Genomic DNA, 17718 nt, shown 5'->3' with positions numbered 1-17718 from the left:
GGGTGGCGGGCCGGCAGCCCCCGGCCCGGCGACCCGCCAGCCCCTGGCCCAGCGGCCCAGCGGCCCGGCAGCCCCCGGCCCCTCGGCTCAGGAGCCGAGGATCGTGCTGAGGAACTCCCCGGTCCAGGACAGCAGTTCCCGCCCGACCAGCGGCTTCCCGCCGACCCGGGCCGTCTTGGGCCGCGGGACCAGCACCTGCGAGGCCGCGGGCTTGAGCACGGCCCCCGGGTAGAGCCGCTTGAGGCGCAGCTCCTGCGACTCGCGCAACTCCACCGGCCCGAAGCGGATGTTGGGCCCCTGCAAGGTGATGTCGCCGACGCCGCAGGCCCGGGCGAACATCCGCAGCCCCGCCACCATCAGCAGGTTCTCCACCGGCTCCGGCAGCTTGCCGTAGCGGTCGGTGAGCTCCTCCCGGACGGCCTTGATGTCGGCCTCGGTGGTGGCGGAGGCGATGGACCGGTAGGCCTGCAGGCGCAGCCGCTCGCCCGGCGCGTAGTCGTGCGGGACGTGCGCGTCGACCGGCAGCTCGATCTTGACCTCCAGCGGCGGCTCCTCCTCCACCCCGCCCTCGACGGCCGCCCGGTAGTCGGCCACGGCCTCGCCGACCATCCGGATGTACAGGTCGAAGCCGACGCCCGCGATGTGGCCGGACTGCTCGCCGCCGAGCAGGTTGCCCGCGCCGCGGATCTCCAGGTCCTTCATGGCCACGTACATGCCCGCGCCCATCTCGGTGTGCTGGGCGATCGTCGCGAGGCGCTCGTGCGCCGTCTCGGTCAGCGGCTTCTCCGGCGGGTACAGGAAGTAGGCGTAGCCGCGTTCGCGGCCGCGGCCGACCCGGCCGCGGAGCTGGTGCAGCTGGGAGAGGCCGAAGTTGTCGCCGCGCTCCACGATCAGCGTGTTGGCATTGGAGATGTCGATGCCCGACTCGACGATCGTCGTCGACACCAGCACGTCGAACTTCTTCTCCCAGAAGTCCACGACCACCTGTTCCAGGGCCTGTTCCGACATCTGGCCGTGCGCGGTCGCGATCCGCGCCTCGGGCACGATCTCCCGCAGCTTCGCGGCGGCCCGGTCGATGGACTCGACCCGGTTGTGGATGTAGAAGACCTGCCCCTCGCGCAGCAGCTCGCGCCGTACGGCCGCGCCGATCTGCTTCTCCTCGTACGGGCCGACGAAGGTGAGCACCGGGTGCCGCTCCTCCGGCGGAGTGGTGATCGTCGACATCTCGCGGATGCCGGTCACCGCCATCTCCAGGGTGCGGGGGATCGGGGTCGCGGACATCGTCAGCACGTCGACGTTGGCCCGGAGCTTCTTGAGCTGCTCCTTGTGCTCGACGCCGAACCGCTGCTCCTCGTCGACGATGACCAGGCCCAGGTCCTTGAACTTCGTCTCCTGCGAGAACAGCCGGTGGGTGCCGATGACGATGTCGACGGAGCCCTCGCGCAGCCCCTCCAGGGTGGCTTTGGACTCGCTCTCGCCCTGGAAGCGGGACAGTGCCTTCACCTTCACCGGGAACTGGCTGTAGCGCTCGGAGAACGTGCCGAAGTGCTGCTGGACGAGGAGGGTGGTGGGGACGAGGACGGCGACCTGCTTGCCGTCCTGCACCGCCTTGAAGGCGGCCCGCACCGCGATCTCCGTCTTTCCGTAGCCCACGTCGCCGCAGATCAGCCGGTCCATCGGGACGGACTTCTCCATGTCCTCCTTGACCTCGGCGATGGTGGTGAGCTGGTCGGGCGTCTCCGCGTAGGGGAAGGCGTCCTCCAGCTCGCGCTGCCAGGGGGTGTCCGGGCCGAAGGTGTGGCCGGGGGCGGCCATGCGCGCGCTGTAGAGCTTGATGAGGTCGGCGGCGATCTCCTTGACCGCCTTCTTCGCCCGCGCCTTGGTCTTGGTCCAGTCGGCGCCGCCGAGCCGGTGCAGGGTCGGGGCCTCGCCGCCGACGTACTTGGTCACCTGCTCCAGCTGGTCGGTGGGGATGTAGAGGCGGTCGCCGGGCTGGCCGCGCTTGGCGGGGGCGTACTCCACGAGCAGGTACTCGCGGGTGGCGCCCTGGACGGTGCGCTGCACCATCTCGACGTAGCGGCCCACGCCGTGCTGCTCGTGGACGATGTAGTCGCCGGCCTCCAGGGTCAGCGGGTCGATGGTCTTGCGGCGCCGGGTCGGCATCCGGCCGAGGTCCTTGGTGGCGGTGCGCTGCCCCGTCAGGTCGGTCTCGGTGAGCACGGCCAGGCGCAGGGCCGGGTCGACAAAGCCGTTGTCGAGGCAGCCGCAGGCCACCTGGACCAGGCTGGGCTCCAGGGTGCGCAGGTCCGGCTCCAGCCGGGCCGCGATGCCCTCGCCGCCGAGCACCTCCACGGTCCGGGCGGCGGGGCCGTGGCCCTCGGTGAGGTAGACGGTGTGCCAGCCGTCGGCGATCCACGCCTTGGTGTCGGCCAGGGCCCGGGCGGTGTCGCCGCGGTAGGCCTCCGGGGCGTGCATGCCCAGCTTGAGGGTGTCGCCTCCGGCGCTCTCGTCGGCGGCGAACGGGGACACCGACCACCACATCATGCCCAGCTCGCGGGCCCGGTCGCGGACGTCCGCGATCCCGCGCAGCGAGGCCGCGCCGACGTCGATGGGCGCGTCGCCCCCGCCGGCGGTGGCCGCCCAGGAGGCCATCAGGAACTCCTGGGAGGTGGCCACCAGGTCGGCGGCGCGGGTCCGCACCCGCTCCGGATCGCAGACCACGGCCATCGACCGGGCCGGCAGCACGTCGATGAGCAGTTCCATGTCGTCGACGAGGACCGGGGCGAGGGATTCCATGCCCTCCACGGCGATCCCCTCGGCGATCTTGTTCAGCAGTTCGCCGAGCTCGGGGTGCGCCTCGGCGAGGGCAGCGGCGCGTTCGCGCACCTGGTCGGTGAGCAGCAGCTCGCGGCAGGGCGGGGCCCACAACCCGTGCTCCGCGATCTCCAGGGAACGCTGGTCGGCGACCTTGAAGTAGCGGATCTCCTCGACCTCGTCACCCCAGAACTCCACGCGCAGCGGGTGCTCCTCGGTCGGCGGGAACACGTCGAGGATCCCGCCGCGCACGGCGAACTCGCCGCGCTTCTCGACCAGCTCGACGCGGGCGTACGCGGCGGCGGCGAGCGCCTGGGTGATCTCGCCGAGGTCGGCGCTGCCGCCCTGCCGCAGACTCACCGGCACGAGGTCCCCGAGCCCCTTGACCTGCGGCTGGAGCACCGAGCGGATGGGGGCCACCACGACGGACACGGGCCCGGCCGCCGGATCGTCCGCGGACGGGTGGGCGAGGCGGCGCAGCACCGCGATCCGGCGCCCTACGGTGTCGCTGCGCGGGCTCAGCCGCTCGTGCGGGAGGGTCTCCCAGGACGGGTAGTCCACCACCTCGTCCGGCGGCAGGAACGAGCGCAGCGCGGCGGCCAGGTCCTCCGCCTCGCGCCCGGTGGCGGTGACCGCGAGGATGGTCCGGCCGGTCTCCCGGGCCAGCGCGGCGATGGCGAAGGGCCTGGCGGCGGGCGGGCCGACCAGGTCGACGTGCATCCGGTTGCCGTCCCCGGCCGCGGTGACCGCCTCGGCGAGAGCGGGGTCCCGGGTGACGGCGTCGAGCAGTCCGTGCAGGCTCATGAGGGGGGCTTTCCGTCCGGTGGGGGCAGTGAGGCAGCGAGGGGCGAGCAGGGGCAACGCGAAGGGCCCGACACGTCTCACGGGCCGGGGGTTCCCACCCTACGACGCCCCCGCACCCCTCGCGCGGGGGATGGGCGTCCCCGCGGGGTGACGGAGCCGGCGTCGGCTGCTCCGGTGCGCCTCCTCTCGGTCCAGCACTTGGTCCACCCCGCCGTCCCCGTCCCTGTCCCCGTCGTAGGAGTGCGCATGGAAGCGCGGCCCTCGGCAAGCTCGAGGGCCTGGAAGACCTGCCCGAGCGGGCCCGGGACTGCCGGCTCCGGCCGCTTCCCGTCACCGCGCTCCACGGCATCCGCGCGGGACAGCTCCCCTTCCACCACAGGGACCCCTTCGACCGGATGCTCGTCGCCCAGGCGCAGTCCGAGGGGCTGACCCTTGTCACGCGCGACCCGTACATCCCGCTCTACGATGTCGAGGTACTGACCGTCTGAGCTCGCCGCGTCGCGTCCGCAGGAGTTCACGCCGCCCGGCCGAGGAGCGCCAGACCACCGTGACGAGCGATGCGATAACCCTCCCTGCCCCCGCGGCCCCGGCCGCGGCGCGGCAGGGGCGGGTCCCGTGGCCGGGCCCCTACGCGGTGGCGGCCGGGCTGTTCCTCGTCTACCTCGTCCTGTCCGTCGGGCGCTTCCGGCGGATGGAGTGGGCCTCCTGGGACCTGGGGATCTTCGAGCAGGCCATCCGCGCCTACGCGCACTTCCAGGAGCCGGTGACCGACCTGAAGGGACCCGGGACCAACATCCTGGGTGACCACTTCAGCCCCGTCATCGCCCTACTCGCCCCCCTCTACCGGGTCTTCCCCGGGCCCCTCACCCTGCTGGTGGCCCAGGCCGCGCTGTTCGCGCTCTCCGCCGTGCCCGTGACCCGGGCGGCCGCCCGGCTGCTCGGCCGGACGCGGGGGGTCGCGCTGGGGGTGGCGTACGGGCTCTCGTGGGGGATCCAGCGGGCCGTCGAGTTCGACTTCCACGAGATCGCCTTCGCCGTGCCCCTGCTGGCCTTCGCCCTGGAGGCGGTCCTCGCCCGGCGCTGGCGGGCCGCCCTGCTGTGGGGGCTGCCGCTGCTGCTGGTCAAGGAGGACCTGGGCTTCACCCTCGCCGCCCTGGCCGCGGTGGTGGCCTGGCGGGCCCTGCCGACCGACCGGCGGGCCGCGTGGACGGCGGTCGCCGTCGCCGGCGCGGCCTCGGTGCTCGCGGTCCTCGTCTTCACCGTCGTCGTGCCCTTCTTCGCCACCGAGGGGTACGGCTACTGGGACAAGATCGACGGCGCGGGCCCCTTCGAGGGCATCGGCACCAAGCTCACCACCCTGGCCTGGGTGCTGCTCCCCACCAGCGGGCTGCTCGCGCTCCGCTCGCCGCTGCTGCTCGTCGCCGCCCCCACCCTGGGCTGGCGGTTCCTGTCGGGGGACGACCACTACTGGTCCACGGACTGGCACTACAGCGCGGTCCTCATGCCCGTGGTGACCCTGGCCCTGGTCGACGCCCTCGACCGGCTGCGGCACAGCGAGCGGCCCCGGCTGCGCGCGTACGCCCTCCAACTGCCCGCCGCCGTCCTCGCGGCGGGCCTGGCCCTGAGTGCGACCGCCCTGCCCACCGAGAAGCTCGCCCGGGCCTCCACCTACCAGAAGCCCCAGCGGGTGGTGGCGGTCGAGCGGCTCCTCGCCCGGATCCCCGACGGGGCGACCGTGGAGGCCGACACCGGCCCGCTGACCCGGCTGACCTCGCGCTGCCGGGTGTTCTGGATCGGCGGCAGCCGCGGGGTGGTCCCCGAGTGGATCAGCATCGACAACTCCTCGGCGTGGGCCGGCGAGAACCCCGTCGCCTACGCCGGCCAGCTGCACCCGGGCCACCGGTGGGAGCTGGTGGACCAGGCCGAGGGGGTCGTCCTGATCCGCAGGCAGTGAGACGGCGCCGGCCCCGGACCGTCCCTGCGGACGGTCCGGGGCCGACGCCCTCCCCTGTTTCCCTGCGGACGACCGCGCGGCGGCTATTCGCTCGCGATCGCGTTCAGTACGTTCATCCGCCCTGCCCGGAAGGCCGGGACCAGCGCGGCGAACAGGCCCACGAAGGCCGAGGCGGCGAACACCCCGAGGATCGTCGGCCACGGGATCTCCAGCACCTTCAGGCCCTGGAGGGCGAGCAGCTGCTGCGCGGTGGCCCCCCAGCCCATGCCCAGGCCGAGGCCGAGGAGCGCTCCGAAGAGGGCGATGACCACCGATTCCAGACGGATCATGCGGCGCAGCTGTCGGCGGGAGAGACCGATGGCCCGCATCAGGCCGATCTCACGGGTCCGCTCCACCACCGACAGGGCGAGGGTGTTCACGACGCCCAGGACCGCGATGACGATGGCGAGGCCGAGGAGCCCGTAGACCATGTTGAGCAGCTGCCCCACCTGGTCCTTGAGGGACTGCTTGTAGTCGGCCTGGTTGCGCACCTTGTACTGCGGGTACTGCGCCAGCGCCGTCTTGACCGCCGCGTAGGCGTCGGCGTCGGACTGGCCGCCCTTGGCCGAGGCCACCAGCATGAAGGGGCGCGGCATCCGGTCGGCCGGGACGTTCGCCTCGGCGACCGCGGTGCTGACGTACTTCATGCCCTTGTCGAGGTTGCCCTCGTCGCTGGTGATCGCCGCGACCTTCAGCCGGACGGTGCCGCCGCCGGTGAAGGCGACCGTCAGCTGGTCGCCGAGCTTGATGCCGTGCGCGGTGGCGTACTCCGAGCCGACCGACATGGAGTCCTTGCCGTACGCGTCGGCGTGCTCCCCGGCGACCATCTTGCGCCGCAGGTCCAGAGCGTACGTCGGGTCGGTGGCGCCCAGGGCGGCGTCCTTCTCGGTGGTGCCGTCCGGGGCGGTGACCGCGGCCTGCACCTCCCGGTAGGCGGTGACGTGGTCGAGGCCCGGGGCGGCGCGCAGCGCCTCCTCGGCCTGCGGCACGACGGGCTGTCCCGTCTCGGAGTTGACGATGTAGTCCGCGCCGACCGACTTGTCGAGCTCGTCGGTGGCGGAGGCCACCATCGAGGAGCCGACCACCGACAGGCAGGCGACCAGGGCGAGCCCGATCATCAGCGCGGCCGCGGTGGCCCCCGTACGCCGCGGGTTGCGCAGCGCGTTGCGTTCCGCGAGCCGGCCGACGGACCCGAAGGGCCGCAGGACCGCGCCGGAGAGCACCCGGACGACTCCGGCGGCGAGCAGCGGGCCGATCACGATGAAGCCGATCAGGGTGAGGACCACGCCCAGGCCCAGCCACATCGATCCGGGTCCGGCCTCCTCGGCGGCCGAGGCGAGGTAGAGGCCCGCCCCGCCGGCGGCGGTGACGGCGAGGCCGAGGACGGCCCGGACCACGCCGGCCTTGCGGTCGCCGGGGGTGCCGGACTCGCGCAGGGCCGCCATCGGGGAGACCTTGCCGGCCCGGCGGGCCGGGACGTAGGCGGAGACGATGGTGACGAGGATGCCGAGGGCCAGGCCGGCGACCGGGGTGATCCAGGTGACGGTCAGGTCGTCGGTCGACAGGTGCATGCCCATCTGGCCCATGAGCTGCATCAGCCCGACGGCCAGTCCGATGCCCGCGCCGACCCCGAGGACCGAGCCCACGACCCCGAGGAGGAAGGCCTCGACGACCACGGACTTCAGCACCTGGCCGCTGTCGGCGCCAATGGCACGCATCAGGCCGATTTCGCGGGTCCGCTGGGCCACCAGCATCGAGAAGGTGTTGAAGATGAGGAAGATGCCGACGAGGAAGGCGATGCCGGCGAAGCCGTACATCACGTACTTCATCACGTTGAGGAAGGAGCCGACGTCTTTGCGGTTGGCGTCCGCGGCCTCCTTGGCCGTCTGCACCTTGTAGGTGTCCGCGCCCACGGCCCGCTGGACGTTCTGCTTCAGCTGCTCGTCGCTCACCCCGTCCTTCGCGGTGACGTTGACGTGCGTGAAGGCGCCCGGGTCGCCGAGCAGTTGGCGCTGCGCGGTGACGGTGTCGAAGTAGACGACGGCCGCGCCCGGGTTGGTCACGGTGAAGGCGGCGATGCCGCTGATCCGCGCACGGATGTCACCGGTGACGGTGATGGTGCGCAGTTCGTCGCCGAGGGCGAGGTGGTGCTTCTCGGCGGTGTCGGCGTCGACCATCACCTCGGTGGGGCCGCGCGGCGCGTGACCGGAGGTGATCTTCATGGACTTGAGCTCGTTGTCGTTCCAGTTGCCCGCGAGGGTCGGGGCGCCCGTGGTCGAGCCCATGTTCGCGTTGTCGGCGTCGACGACCGTGACCGACATCGAGACGACGGCGCCCTCGGCGCCGCGCACGCCCTCGGCCTTCCCGATCTGCTCGACGGCCGCGCCGGACAGCGTCTCGGGCTTGCCGCGGTCGGAGATCTCCTCCCCGTCCTCGGCCGCCTTCGGGCTGACGGTCACATCGGAGCTGGTGACGGCGAACAGCTTGTCGAAGGTGGTGTTCATGGTGTCGGTGAACACCATGGTGCCGCAGACGAACGCGACGGAGAGCAGGACGGCGACGGCGGAGAGCGCCATCCGCCCCTTGTGCGCGACGAAGTTGCGCCGCGAGGTCTTCAGGACGGTGTTGCTCATGAGGTCCGTCCGCGGGCGTCGAAGTCCTTCATCCGGTCCAGGACCTGCTCGGCACTGGGGCTGAGCATCTCGTCGACGATCCGGCCGTCGGCGAGGAAGACGACGCGGTCCGCGTACGACGCGGCAACCGGGTCGTGGGTGACCATGACGATGGTCTGGCCGAGTTCGTCCACCGAGCGGCGCAGGAAGCCGAGGATCTCGGCCCCGGCCCGGGAGTCGAGGTTCCCGGTCGGCTCGTCGCCGAAGATGATCTGCGGGCGGGCGGCGAGGGCGCGGGCGACGGCCACGCGCTGCTGCTGGCCGCCGGAGAGCTCGGTGGGGCGGTGTTTGAGGCGGCCCGCGAGGCCCACGGTCTCCACGACCCGGTCCAGCCACTGCCGATCGGGCTTGCGGCCCGCGATGTCCATGGGGAGCGTGATGTTCTCCAGGGCGTTCAGCGTCGGCAGCAGGTTGAACGCCTGGAAGATGAAGCCGATCCGGTCACGCCGCAGCCGGGTGAGCTTCTTGTCCTTCAGCCCGGTGATCTCGGTGTCGTCCAGGTGGATCTGCCCGCTGGTCACCGTGTCGAGGCCGGCGAGGCAGTGCATCAGCGTGGACTTGCCGGAGCCCGAAGGCCCCATGATCGCGGTGAACTCGCCGCGCCGGATGTCCACGTCCACCTCGTCCAGCGCGACGACGCGCGTCTCGCCGGAGCCGTAGGCCTTGACGACCTTCCGCGCCCGGGCCGCGACGGCTTCATGGCCGCCAGTGCCTCCGTGCCTGGTCTCGGTCATAGCCGTTGTCACGGTGTTTCCCCTCGTCTGTGGGCGGGCGCTGCGGGCCCTGGTGGGCCCCTGCCGCCGTCATGGAGTCTGCTGGGCGCGGCCGCCCGACGCGCTGGTGCCCATCGCCGTATCCGCCCGGGGGTTAACCCCACCCCCGCGTCCCCTTGTCGTGGGAACCAGTCAAGGCCCCGCCCGGCCCCTCCACCTCCTCCGCCGGGACGAAAGACCCCTGGCTCCCGCGATGGAGCTGCCCCTAGGGGTTCTCCGCCCCAGGGAGGAGGGGTTCTGGGGGATACCGCCGGACGGACCCGCGGTGAGAAGGTGTTCCCCTCGGATGGGTGCAGGGGGAAGGAATTCCGGTGAGCGCAGGGGAGGGCTGCGGCGGCAGCCCGGACGGCCCGTCAGGTCCGGCGGCGCCCGGCCCCCGGCCGGGCCCGGGGGCCCGGGCACAGCAGCCGGCGGGGAAGGCCTCCGGGGCCGGTACGGCGCCCATGGCGCGGACGGCGGAGGAGGCGGCCGCGGCCGGCCGGCCGCCGTCCGCAGTGGTCGCCTCGCTGATGCTGGGCATGGCCCTGGTCGCCCTGGACAGCACCGTCGTCGCCACCGCCGTCCCGCAGATCGTGGGCGACCTCGGCGGGTTCTCCGTGTTCTCCTGGCTGTTCTCCGGCTACCTGCTGGCCGTCACCGTGAGCCTGCCCGTCTACGGCAAGCTGTCCGACACCCTGGGCCGCAAGCCCGTGCTGCTCTTCGGCATGGCCCTCTTCCTCGCCGGTTCGCTGCTGTGCGCGCTCGCCTGGAACATGGCCGCGCTGATCGCGTTCCGGATCGTGCAGGGCCTGGGCGGCGGCGCCCTCCAGGGGACCGTGCAGACCCTGGCCGCCGACCTCTACCCGCTCAAGGACCGCCCGCGGATCCAGGCCCGGATGTCCAGCGTCTGGGCCGCCTCGGCCGTCGCCGGACCGGCCCTCGGCGGGTTCTTCGCCGCGTACGCACACTGGCGGTGGATCTTCCTCGTCAACCTGCCGCTGGCCGCGCTGGCCCTGTGGATGGTGGGCCGCCACCTGACCGAGCCCGTCCGGTCCCCCGGGCGCCGCGGCCCCGTCGACTGGGCCGGGGCCCTGTCCGTCTTCGCCTGCGGCGGCGTCCTGCTCCTCGCCCTCGTGCAGGGCGGGGTCGCCTGGCCCTGGCTGTCGGCGCCCTCACTCGGACTGGTGGGCGCCGGCATCCTGCTGGCGCTCCTGGTGGTCCGGGTGGAGCGCCGGGCCGCTGAGCCGATCCTGCCCGGCTGGGTGTGGCGCCGGCGCACCATCGCCGCCGTCAACCTGGCCCTCGGGGCGCTCGGCCTGCTGATGGTGGCCCCGATGGTGTTCGTGCCCACGTACGCCCAGTCGGTCCTCGGCCTGCCGCCCGTGGCCGCCGGGCTGGTGATGTCCGTGATGACGCTGAGCTGGCCGCTCAGCGCCGCCCTGAGCCAGCACGTCTACCGGCGCATCGGCTTCCGCAACTCCGCCGCCGTCGGCATCACGCTGGCCGCCGCGGTCCTCTTCTCCTTCACCCTCCTCCCGCAGCCCGGCCGCCCCTGGCAGCCCGTCCTGGTGATGCTGCTGCTGGGCGCCGCCCTCGGCCTGTTCCAGCTCCCGCTGATCATCGGGGTGCAGTCCACCGTGGGCTGGTCGGAACGGGGGGTGACCACCGCCTCCGTGCTCTTCTGCCGGCAGGTCGGCCAGAGCGTGGGCGCCGCCCTGTTCGGGGCCGTCGCCAACGCGACCCTCGCGGCCCGGCTGGCGCACGCCCCGATGCCCGGCCTGCCGGACCGGCTCGACGGGGTGTCGAAGGCCCTGGACGACTCGGGGCTCTCCCCGGCCGCGGCCGGCTACCTGCGCGAGGCCGTGGCCGCCGCCGTGGACCACGTGTTCCTCGGGGCGACGCTGGCGGCCGTCCTCGCACTGCTGGTCCTGCTGCTGATGGCGCCGCGCACCTTCCCCGTGCTGCCGGAGCACCGCGAGGAGTGACCGGCCCCCGGCGGGGCGGCTTGTCATGCAACGCGCCAGTGCGTCAGGCTCGGGTACCGCAGGGCCGTTCTCCGGGGGGATGACATGGTTTCCGCGCTCTTCGCGCTCGCACTGCTGGCCGCCCTGGCCGGCCCGCTGCTCCGCCGGCTCCACCGCCACCCGGGTTTCCTCACCGGCCGCGACGGCCGCCTGTCCACCTCGACCACCCTGGCCCTGGCCTGGACGGTGGTCCTGGTCTGGCTGCTGCTCGCCGTCCTCGCGTACGGGCTCACCGCGGGCGGCGGAACCGGCTGGTTCCGCGGCGCCGACGGCCCGCTGTCCTCGCTGACGACGGTGTACCTGCCGCTCCTGGGCGGCCCGTACGCGGCCCTGATCGGCGCGAAGGCCGTCGTCGGGGTGCGCGTGGAGAACGGCAGCCTGGCCAAGCCGGCCGCGCGGCCGACCGTTTCGGGCCGGCGCCCGCTGCGCGAGCTGATCGCGAACGACAGCGGCCGGACCGACCTCGTCGACCTCCAGTACGTCGCCCTCAGCGCTGTCACCCTGCTGTACGTCGTGCTGTTCTTCCTCGCCGACGTGGGCGCCGGACTGCCCCGCCTGCCCGCGGAGATGTGGGCCCTGACGGGCGCCCCCGCGGGCGCCTACCTGCTGAACAAGATGGCCACCCGGGCCGGTCCGGTGATCACGGACGTCCTCGTCTGCGACGGCCTGCTCGGCGTCCGGGGCGGCGGCTTCACCGAGCCGCGCCTGACGGTGGACGACACCCCGCTCCCGGTGGCGGCCGATCCGCTGACCGGAGGTCTGACGGCGCCCCTGCCGGCCTCCGTACGGCCGCCGTTCACGGTGGTGGTCAGCTCACGGGGCCTGCGCAGCGACCCGTACCGGTACGAGGCGACCGCGCCCGCCCTCCCGGCGCAGCGAGGCCCCTTGCGCCGGGAGCCGGCGGCCGGACGGGGCGACGGCCCCGCGGGCTGAGCCGAAGCCCGGCACAGCAACCACCGTCGGCCCGACCAGCACCCCGCCCGCCCGGCGGGTCAGCCGGTCTACACGTCAGCCGGGTCCGGCCGTCAACCGGCTTGTTCCGTCAGCCGGTCCGGCCGTCAGCCGGCGGCCGGGCAGCGGTCCGCTCGTACGGCTCGTCAGCCGTCAGCCGGCGGCCCGCGGCCCGCGGCCGGGCAGCCTCATCCGGCCCGCCAGCCGATCCGGCCGTCAGCCGGGGACTGGCCGTCACCGGCGTGTTACGTCAGCCGGTCCGGCCGTCAGCCGGAGTGCCCGTCAGCCGGCGGCCGGGCAGCCTCATCTGGCCCGTCAGCCGGTCCACGCGTCAGCGGGGTCTGGCCGTCAACCGGCGTGTTCCGTCAGCCGGAGTGCCCGTCAGCAGTCCGCCCGTCCGGCTCGTCAGCCGGTCCGGCTCGTCAGCCGGCGTGCCCGTCAGCCGGCGGCCGGGCAGCGGTCCGCTCGTCTGCCCGGTCAGCCGCCGGCCGGGATGCGGCCCGTGAGGGCCGCCAGGCTGGCGCGGACGTGGTCCATGTGCGCCCGCATCTCCTCCTGGGCCTCGGTGTGCTCCCGCAGGACCCGCTCCGTCTCCCGGGCCACCCGCTCCTCCTGGACCCGGGCCGCCGCCAGGAGTTCGGCCGCCCGCGCCTCCGCGTCCTCCTGCCCGTGCCGGGCCGACTCCTCGGCCTCCGCGCACGCGCGCCGGGCCTCCCCGAGGCGGGCCTGCGCGTACCGCTCCAGCTCCGCGAGGCGGCCCTCCAGCTCCGCCTCGCGCGCCGCCAGCTCCCGCTCGGCCGCCTCCCGGCGCTCCGCCTGCTCCCGGTCCCGCTCCGCCAGCAGCGCATCCGCCCGCTGCCGTGCCTCCACCAGCGCCGCGTGCGCCTGCCCCCGCCACGCGTGCGCGTCCTCCCGGGCCTGCGTGCGCAGGCCGTCCGCCTCCCGCTGCGCCCGCAGCAGCCCCTGCCGGGCCCGTACGTCGGTCTGTTCGCGTACCGCCTCCGCGTCGCCCCGCGCCAGCTCCGCCACCCGGTCGGCGTGCGCCTCGGCCGCGCCCAGGGTGGCGCCCGCGTCCGCCCGCGCGTCCGCCCGGACGGAGTCCGCCTCCTCCTGGACCAGCAGCAGGATCCGGCGGGCGCGCTCGCTCAGCTCGTCGTAGGTCTGCGGGGCGAGGGCAGCCACCGCCTCGCGCAGGTCCGCGGCCTCCTCCTCCATCCGCTTCGCCAGGACGGTCAGCCGCGCCACGCGCTCCCAGGCCTCGTCGCGGCTGCCGGACAGCCGGGCGAGGTACCGGTCGACTTCTTCCCTGCGGTAGCCGCGGCCGCGCGCGGTCGCCATGGGTGCACTCATCCTGGAAGCGCCTCTCTCGCGGGGATTCCTGCCAAGGATGCGTCATTTGCTCCCAGAAGCCCGAATGGCCGGGCCGAGACCCTGTTCGAAGGGCTCGACCCGGCCACGGAAGTGATCATCCGATCAGCGGGACATCACAGCAGTCCGTCCCACATCTGCTCCAGCAGCACCGACCACCAGTTCTCCGCGGAGGCCAGCGCCGCACTGTCCAGCCCCGCCAGGTTCGCCTGGAAGTCGACCGTCCAGCGTCCGGCCTGTTCCGGCGTCAGGTGCTGGCGCAGCCGCCACATGTGGCCGAGCATCGCCATGCACCGGACGAACTGCGGCAGGCTGGAGTTCACGAACTGCGGGGGCACCGGCGCGCCGCCGGGGCCGCCCTCCACCGGCACCGCCACGATGTGCGCGGTCCCGTACTGCACGCAGAGCGCCTTGCCGAAGTCACTGCCGACCACGAGGTATGAACCCGCGTCCGAGGCCGGCTGCACCTGCCGCTGCGCGGCCAGTTCGGCCAGCGTCGGCACCGGCTGGCCCGGCACCGCCTGCGCCCAGAAGAACGGCCCGAAATCGACGGGCAGCCCCGAGTACATCAGCGTCTGCGCCACGATCTCCGGAACGCCCTGGCGGGAGACCGCCCGCTGGTCGAAGCGGAACACCCCCTGCGGGCCGAACGCCCCTGCCAGCTCCTGCGCGATCGCGTCCAGCGGGATCGCCGGCTGGAGTGGGACCTGCGGGAGGGGCGCCCGTACCGGCGCGGGGCGCGCCGGACCGTCCGCCACCTGGTGGAGCTCGCCCTGGTGGGTCAGCAGGTGCCGCATGCCCTGCTGACGGCCCGCGTGGTCCGTGCCGTACGGGGCCACGCTGGTGATCCGCACCTGCGGCCAGGTCTCCCGGATCATCCGGGCGCAGTAGCCGCCGGGGAGTTCGCAGGACGCCAGCTCCGTGTGCAGCTCCAGCACCTGCTGCGGCGGCACGTTCATGGCGCGCAGCTCGTGCAGGATCTGCCACTCGGGGTGCGGGGTGCCGGGTGCCGAGCGGCGGATGAGCTGCTGCTCGGAGCCGTCGGGCGCGCGGTAGCGGAGCACGGCCTGGTAGCCGGGGCCCACGAGGGGCACGCCGGCCGGAGCGGGCGGCTGCGGCGCGGGAGCCGCGGGCGCCGCGGGTGGCGGGCCGGGCGGGCCGGGCGGCTGGGGTACGCCGGGACCCGCCAGCATCGTCGCGGCGTGGTGGGCCCCGCCTCCCGGGGCGCCGGGGGGCCCGGGAGGACCGGGCGGCTGTCCGGTGACGCCCGGCCCGGCCAGCATCGTCGCGGCATGGTCGAGCCCGCCACCCGGAGCACCGGGAGCGCCGGGCGGACCGGGAGGCGTCGCCGGGCGTCCGCCACCCGGGGCACCGGGAGCGCCCGGCGGACCGGGCGGCAGGGGCACACCCGGACCCGCCAGCATCGTCGCCGCATGGTCCAACCCGCCACCCGGAGCACCCGGAGCACCCGGCGGACCGGGAGGCGTCGCCGGGCGACCGCCACCCGGCGCGCCGGGAGCGCCCGGCGGACCGGGCGGCAGAGGCACACCCGGACCCGCCAGCATCGTCGCCGCATGGTCCAACCCGCCACCCGGAGCACCCGGAGCGCCGGGCGGACCGGGAGGCGTCGCCGGGCGACCCGCACCCGAAGCGCCCGTCGGGGCGATCCGGGCCTTGCTCGTCGGCGCATCGGCGATGTCGCCGGCATGCGGGCCGGAGCCCGGGCCGGGACCCGCTCCCAGCGCCGGGGAGACCGCTGTCCTCGGGAGCTGGCTGCCCCCGGCCATCAGCGTGGTCTTCGCCTCCGGGGCCACCCCCGAGGACGGGGCGTCCTCCAGGTCGGAGCCCGACAGCGGCGGCGCGAACACGGTCGCGGGCAGCGGCACGGACACGTCGTCCGCGTCCGCGTTCACATCGGTGCCCGCCCACGGGGTGGACCCCGCGGGCGCGCCCGCCGGAACCCCGTCGTTGGCGGTCGGCTCGTACGGGACCTCTCCGCCGCGCCGCAGCGGCACCGCAGCCGCCGGCCCGGGCGCGGCCGCCGCGGGCACCGGCGCCTCGGCGGGCTCCCGGGCGGAATCCGGCGCCGGGGCGGGGGACGCGTCCGCGGCCGGAGCCGGGCGCGACGGGCCCGCCGGGATACCCGCCCGGTCCGCGGCCTCCTGCAGCCACTCCGGCGGACTGAGCATGAAGGAGGTCTGCTCGGAGTCGATCCGCGGCGTCGGCACCGAGGCCTGCGCCGCCGGGACGGCCGCCGACCCGTACTCCTCCTCGTACCGGCGGATCACCTCGCCCACCGGGAGCCCCGGCCACAGCGTCACCTCGCCGCTGTCGCGGGCGATGACCAGCCGCTGGCGGCCGCCGCCCGACACCGGGCCCGCCGCACGGTCCTCGGCCCACACCACGAACCCGAGCCCGAACTCCCGTACGCGCACCTCGCGGTGCTGGTACGCGGGCACGTCCCCGTTGATCCATTCCTCGGCGCGCTCCTGCGCCTGCGCGAAGGTCACCACCGCGCCGTCACCCCTCATCCGAGGCGGACCGCACCACGGGAACCGAGCGCGCGAATCCGCCGTCCACCATCAGACCGGCCACCGTCTCCAGCTCGGGCGGGTTCCCCGCCAACCGTTCCAGAAAGGCGTCGAAATCAACGCCGCACGGCAGCAACAGCCGCTCCACGCGCTCCTGCACCGACCAGCCGTCCTGGTCGCGGGCGTCGTCGTACGGGGAGAACCACACCGAACCGGTCGACTCCCCCTTGACCTTGAGCGCCAGCAGGCCGCCCTGGACGAAGGCCACGCACAGGTAGTCCTTCGTCAGGTGGTCGCGCAGGCACTTGTTGACGTAGACGAGGTCGTTGACCGCCGCCTCCTCGCGCACCGTGAAGAACGGCTGGTCCACCAGCAGCCCCAGGTCCACGTCCAGACCCGCGCCCACCGGTGCGCAGCCGCCCGCCGCCTTCAGGAAGGAGCGGTAGGCCTCCGGCAGCCGGTAGCCGAGGTCCTCCTCGACGCCCTGCACCTGGGACTCGGTCACCGAGACCACCGACTTGGGCAGCCCCAGGTGCGCCGGGCGCACTTCCTGCAGCGGGCGGGTGCCGCGCTTGCCGTGGTCCACCGGCGCCGTGGCGAGGCCCGCGTGGTGGCGCAGCAGCGCCTTCACCTCGACCGGCACCAGCTCCATCCGCCGGCTGCCCGCCACGTGGTGCCAGGTCCAGCCGTGCGGGGTGGCCACCGGTCCGACGGTGTCCCACAGCTCGTGGCGGGCCGCCTGCATGGCCGCGTTCGCGGAGACGTAGTCCGTCAGCCGCAGCTCGTCCACGCCGAAGCCCTCCGGCGGTTCGGCGATCTCCACGGCTGCCCGCGCGTACGGGGAGAAGTCGGGGTGGCCGCCCTCGCCCATGCGTACGCCGAGGGGATGCCGAGCGGCCCGGACCGGGTCCGGGAAGTGCACGACCTGCCCCGAGTACGCGGCGTTGGGTGGCGCGGCCTGCTGCCCGAGCCGGCCTGTCGTCATGGCGGTAGCCCCCTGCTGGATCTGGCTGGTTCGGCACAGCCTATGTGCTCGGGCAAGGCCGTCACCCGTCCGCGACCCGCACGTGCGTGCAGCGGCCAGGAACATCCGAATTGATACGAATATTCGACCCCGCTTCCGCACTACAGGTGACATTTGACAGGCTGTCCCCGCAGCACGGGGGCGTGCGCGACGGCGGCACCACCGCGGCCACGGGAGGGAAAGCACGACCATGCAGAACACGGCGACACGCACAGATCCGGCCGACACGGGACCCGGCACACCGGGAACCGCAGGCCCGTCCGGCCCGCCCGGCCCGCCCGGCCCCGCGGGGGCGGGTGAGCCGGCCGGCGACCCCCGCCTGCGCTGGGGCAGCGCCGACGGCCGCCCCGTGGTGCCCGTGCTGCGCTTCCGCCGCGACGGCATCCTGCCCACGGTGGCCGCCGCCCTCTCGGTCCGCGGCGAGACCCTCACCGGCACCGCGGGCAAGGCCGACCAGCCCCCCGTGCTCCACCCGCTCGTCCAGGACTTCCTGGACACCCTGACCAGCGGCCAGCGCGAACGTTTCACCGGCCGGTGCCCGGAGGCCATCCTGCTGTCCCGCCACCTGGCCGCGGTGGAGGGAGCCCGCAGCAAACGCGCCTCCCGCAAGCCGCTCACCCCCGGCGAGGCCCGGCGCTCCCTCAAGCACGCGCGGATCACCGCCCGCCGCATCCGCGAGGACGGCGACCCCCTCCACGGCAGCTACGCACCCCCCTGCCGCTCCTGCGACGCCCTCCTCACCCACTTCGGCGTACGCTCCGTCGACCTCACCGCATCCGAGTAGC

Annotated in this window: 10 protein-coding genes and 1 pseudogene; 5 read left to right on the top strand and 6 right to left on the bottom strand. The window is 74.1% G+C overall.

Annotation, left to right across the window (positions count from 1 at the left end):
• Nucleotides 1–87: 87 nt before the first annotated feature.
• On the bottom strand, nucleotides 88–3618 hold the full coding sequence (gene mfd, locus ACLJTM_RS29880) for a transcription-repair coupling factor (RefSeq protein WP_411106875.1): 3531 nt from the start codon (nucleotides 3616–3618) through the stop codon (nucleotides 88–90).
• A 275-nt stretch (nucleotides 3619–3893) separates the two neighbouring features.
• On the opposite strand from mfd, the pseudogene ACLJTM_RS29875 reads away from it, so the two are divergent.
• Together ACLJTM_RS29875 and ACLJTM_RS29870 are read left to right on the top strand one after the other, a co-directional pair.
• Nucleotides 3894–4106: pseudogene (locus ACLJTM_RS29875) on the top strand (type II toxin-antitoxin system VapC family toxin); the annotation flags it as partial.
• Between the two features lie 59 nt (nucleotides 4107–4165).
• A complete protein-coding gene (locus ACLJTM_RS29870) occupies nucleotides 4166–5572 on the top strand; it encodes a DUF2079 domain-containing protein (RefSeq protein WP_411106874.1) in 1407 nt (468 codons plus the stop codon).
• An 83-nt stretch (nucleotides 5573–5655) separates the two neighbouring features.
• On the opposite strand, the gene ACLJTM_RS29865 is transcribed toward ACLJTM_RS29870, so the two are convergent.
• Entirely contained in the window at nucleotides 5656–8244 is a 2589-nt protein-coding gene (locus ACLJTM_RS29865; RefSeq protein ID WP_411106873.1) for an ABC transporter permease, read from the bottom strand.
• The gene (locus ACLJTM_RS29860; RefSeq protein ID WP_411106872.1) at nucleotides 8241–9017 is read right to left on the bottom strand and encodes an ABC transporter ATP-binding protein; all 777 of its coding nucleotides are present in this window, start codon (nucleotides 9015–9017) and stop codon (nucleotides 8241–8243) included. The genes ACLJTM_RS29865 and ACLJTM_RS29860 overlap by 4 nt, the downstream gene beginning before the upstream one ends.
• A 482-nt stretch (nucleotides 9018–9499) precedes the next feature.
• On the opposite strand from ACLJTM_RS29860, the gene ACLJTM_RS29855 reads away from it, so the two are divergent.
• Complete coding sequence (locus ACLJTM_RS29855; RefSeq protein WP_411106956.1) at nucleotides 9500–11020, top strand: MFS transporter; 1521 nt, start codon at nucleotides 9500–9502, stop codon at nucleotides 11018–11020.
• A gap of 84 nt (nucleotides 11021–11104) precedes the next feature.
• The gene (locus tag ACLJTM_RS29850) at nucleotides 11105–11992 is read left to right on the top strand and encodes a hypothetical protein (protein WP_411106871.1); all 888 of its coding nucleotides are present in this window, start codon (nucleotides 11105–11107) and stop codon (nucleotides 11990–11992) included.
• A 495-nt stretch (nucleotides 11993–12487) separates the two neighbouring features.
• On the opposite strand, the gene ACLJTM_RS29845 is transcribed toward ACLJTM_RS29850, so the two are convergent.
• From ACLJTM_RS29845 to ACLJTM_RS29835, 3 genes are all read right to left on the bottom strand, one after another.
• Nucleotides 12488–13348, bottom strand: a complete 861-nt coding sequence (locus ACLJTM_RS29845; protein ID WP_411106870.1) for a DivIVA domain-containing protein — start codon at nucleotides 13346–13348, stop codon at nucleotides 12488–12490.
• A 146-nt stretch (nucleotides 13349–13494) separates the two neighbouring features.
• Nucleotides 13495–15891, bottom strand: coding sequence for an SUKH-4 family immunity protein (locus ACLJTM_RS29840; RefSeq protein ID WP_411106955.1), 2397 nt, complete (start codon nucleotides 15889–15891; stop codon nucleotides 13495–13497).
• Between the two features lie 7 nt (nucleotides 15892–15898).
• The gene (locus ACLJTM_RS29835; protein WP_411106869.1) at nucleotides 15899–16894 is read right to left on the bottom strand and encodes an SMI1/KNR4 family protein; all 996 of its coding nucleotides are present in this window, start codon (nucleotides 16892–16894) and stop codon (nucleotides 15899–15901) included.
• A 229-nt stretch (nucleotides 16895–17123) separates the two neighbouring features.
• Here ACLJTM_RS29835 and ACLJTM_RS29830 point away from each other — a divergent pair, with 229 nt between their 5' ends.
• Complete coding sequence (locus tag ACLJTM_RS29830) at nucleotides 17124–17717, top strand: YwqJ-related putative deaminase (RefSeq protein ID WP_411106868.1); 594 nt, start codon at nucleotides 17124–17126, stop codon at nucleotides 17715–17717.
• Nucleotide 17718 lies beyond the last annotated feature (1 nt).

It is taken from the genome of Streptomyces sp. cmx-4-9, from assembly GCF_046548835.1.
Taxonomy (GTDB): Bacteria; Actinomycetota; Actinomycetes; order Streptomycetales; family Streptomycetaceae; genus Streptomyces.
This window is presented reverse-complemented; position numbering and strand designations above follow the sequence as displayed.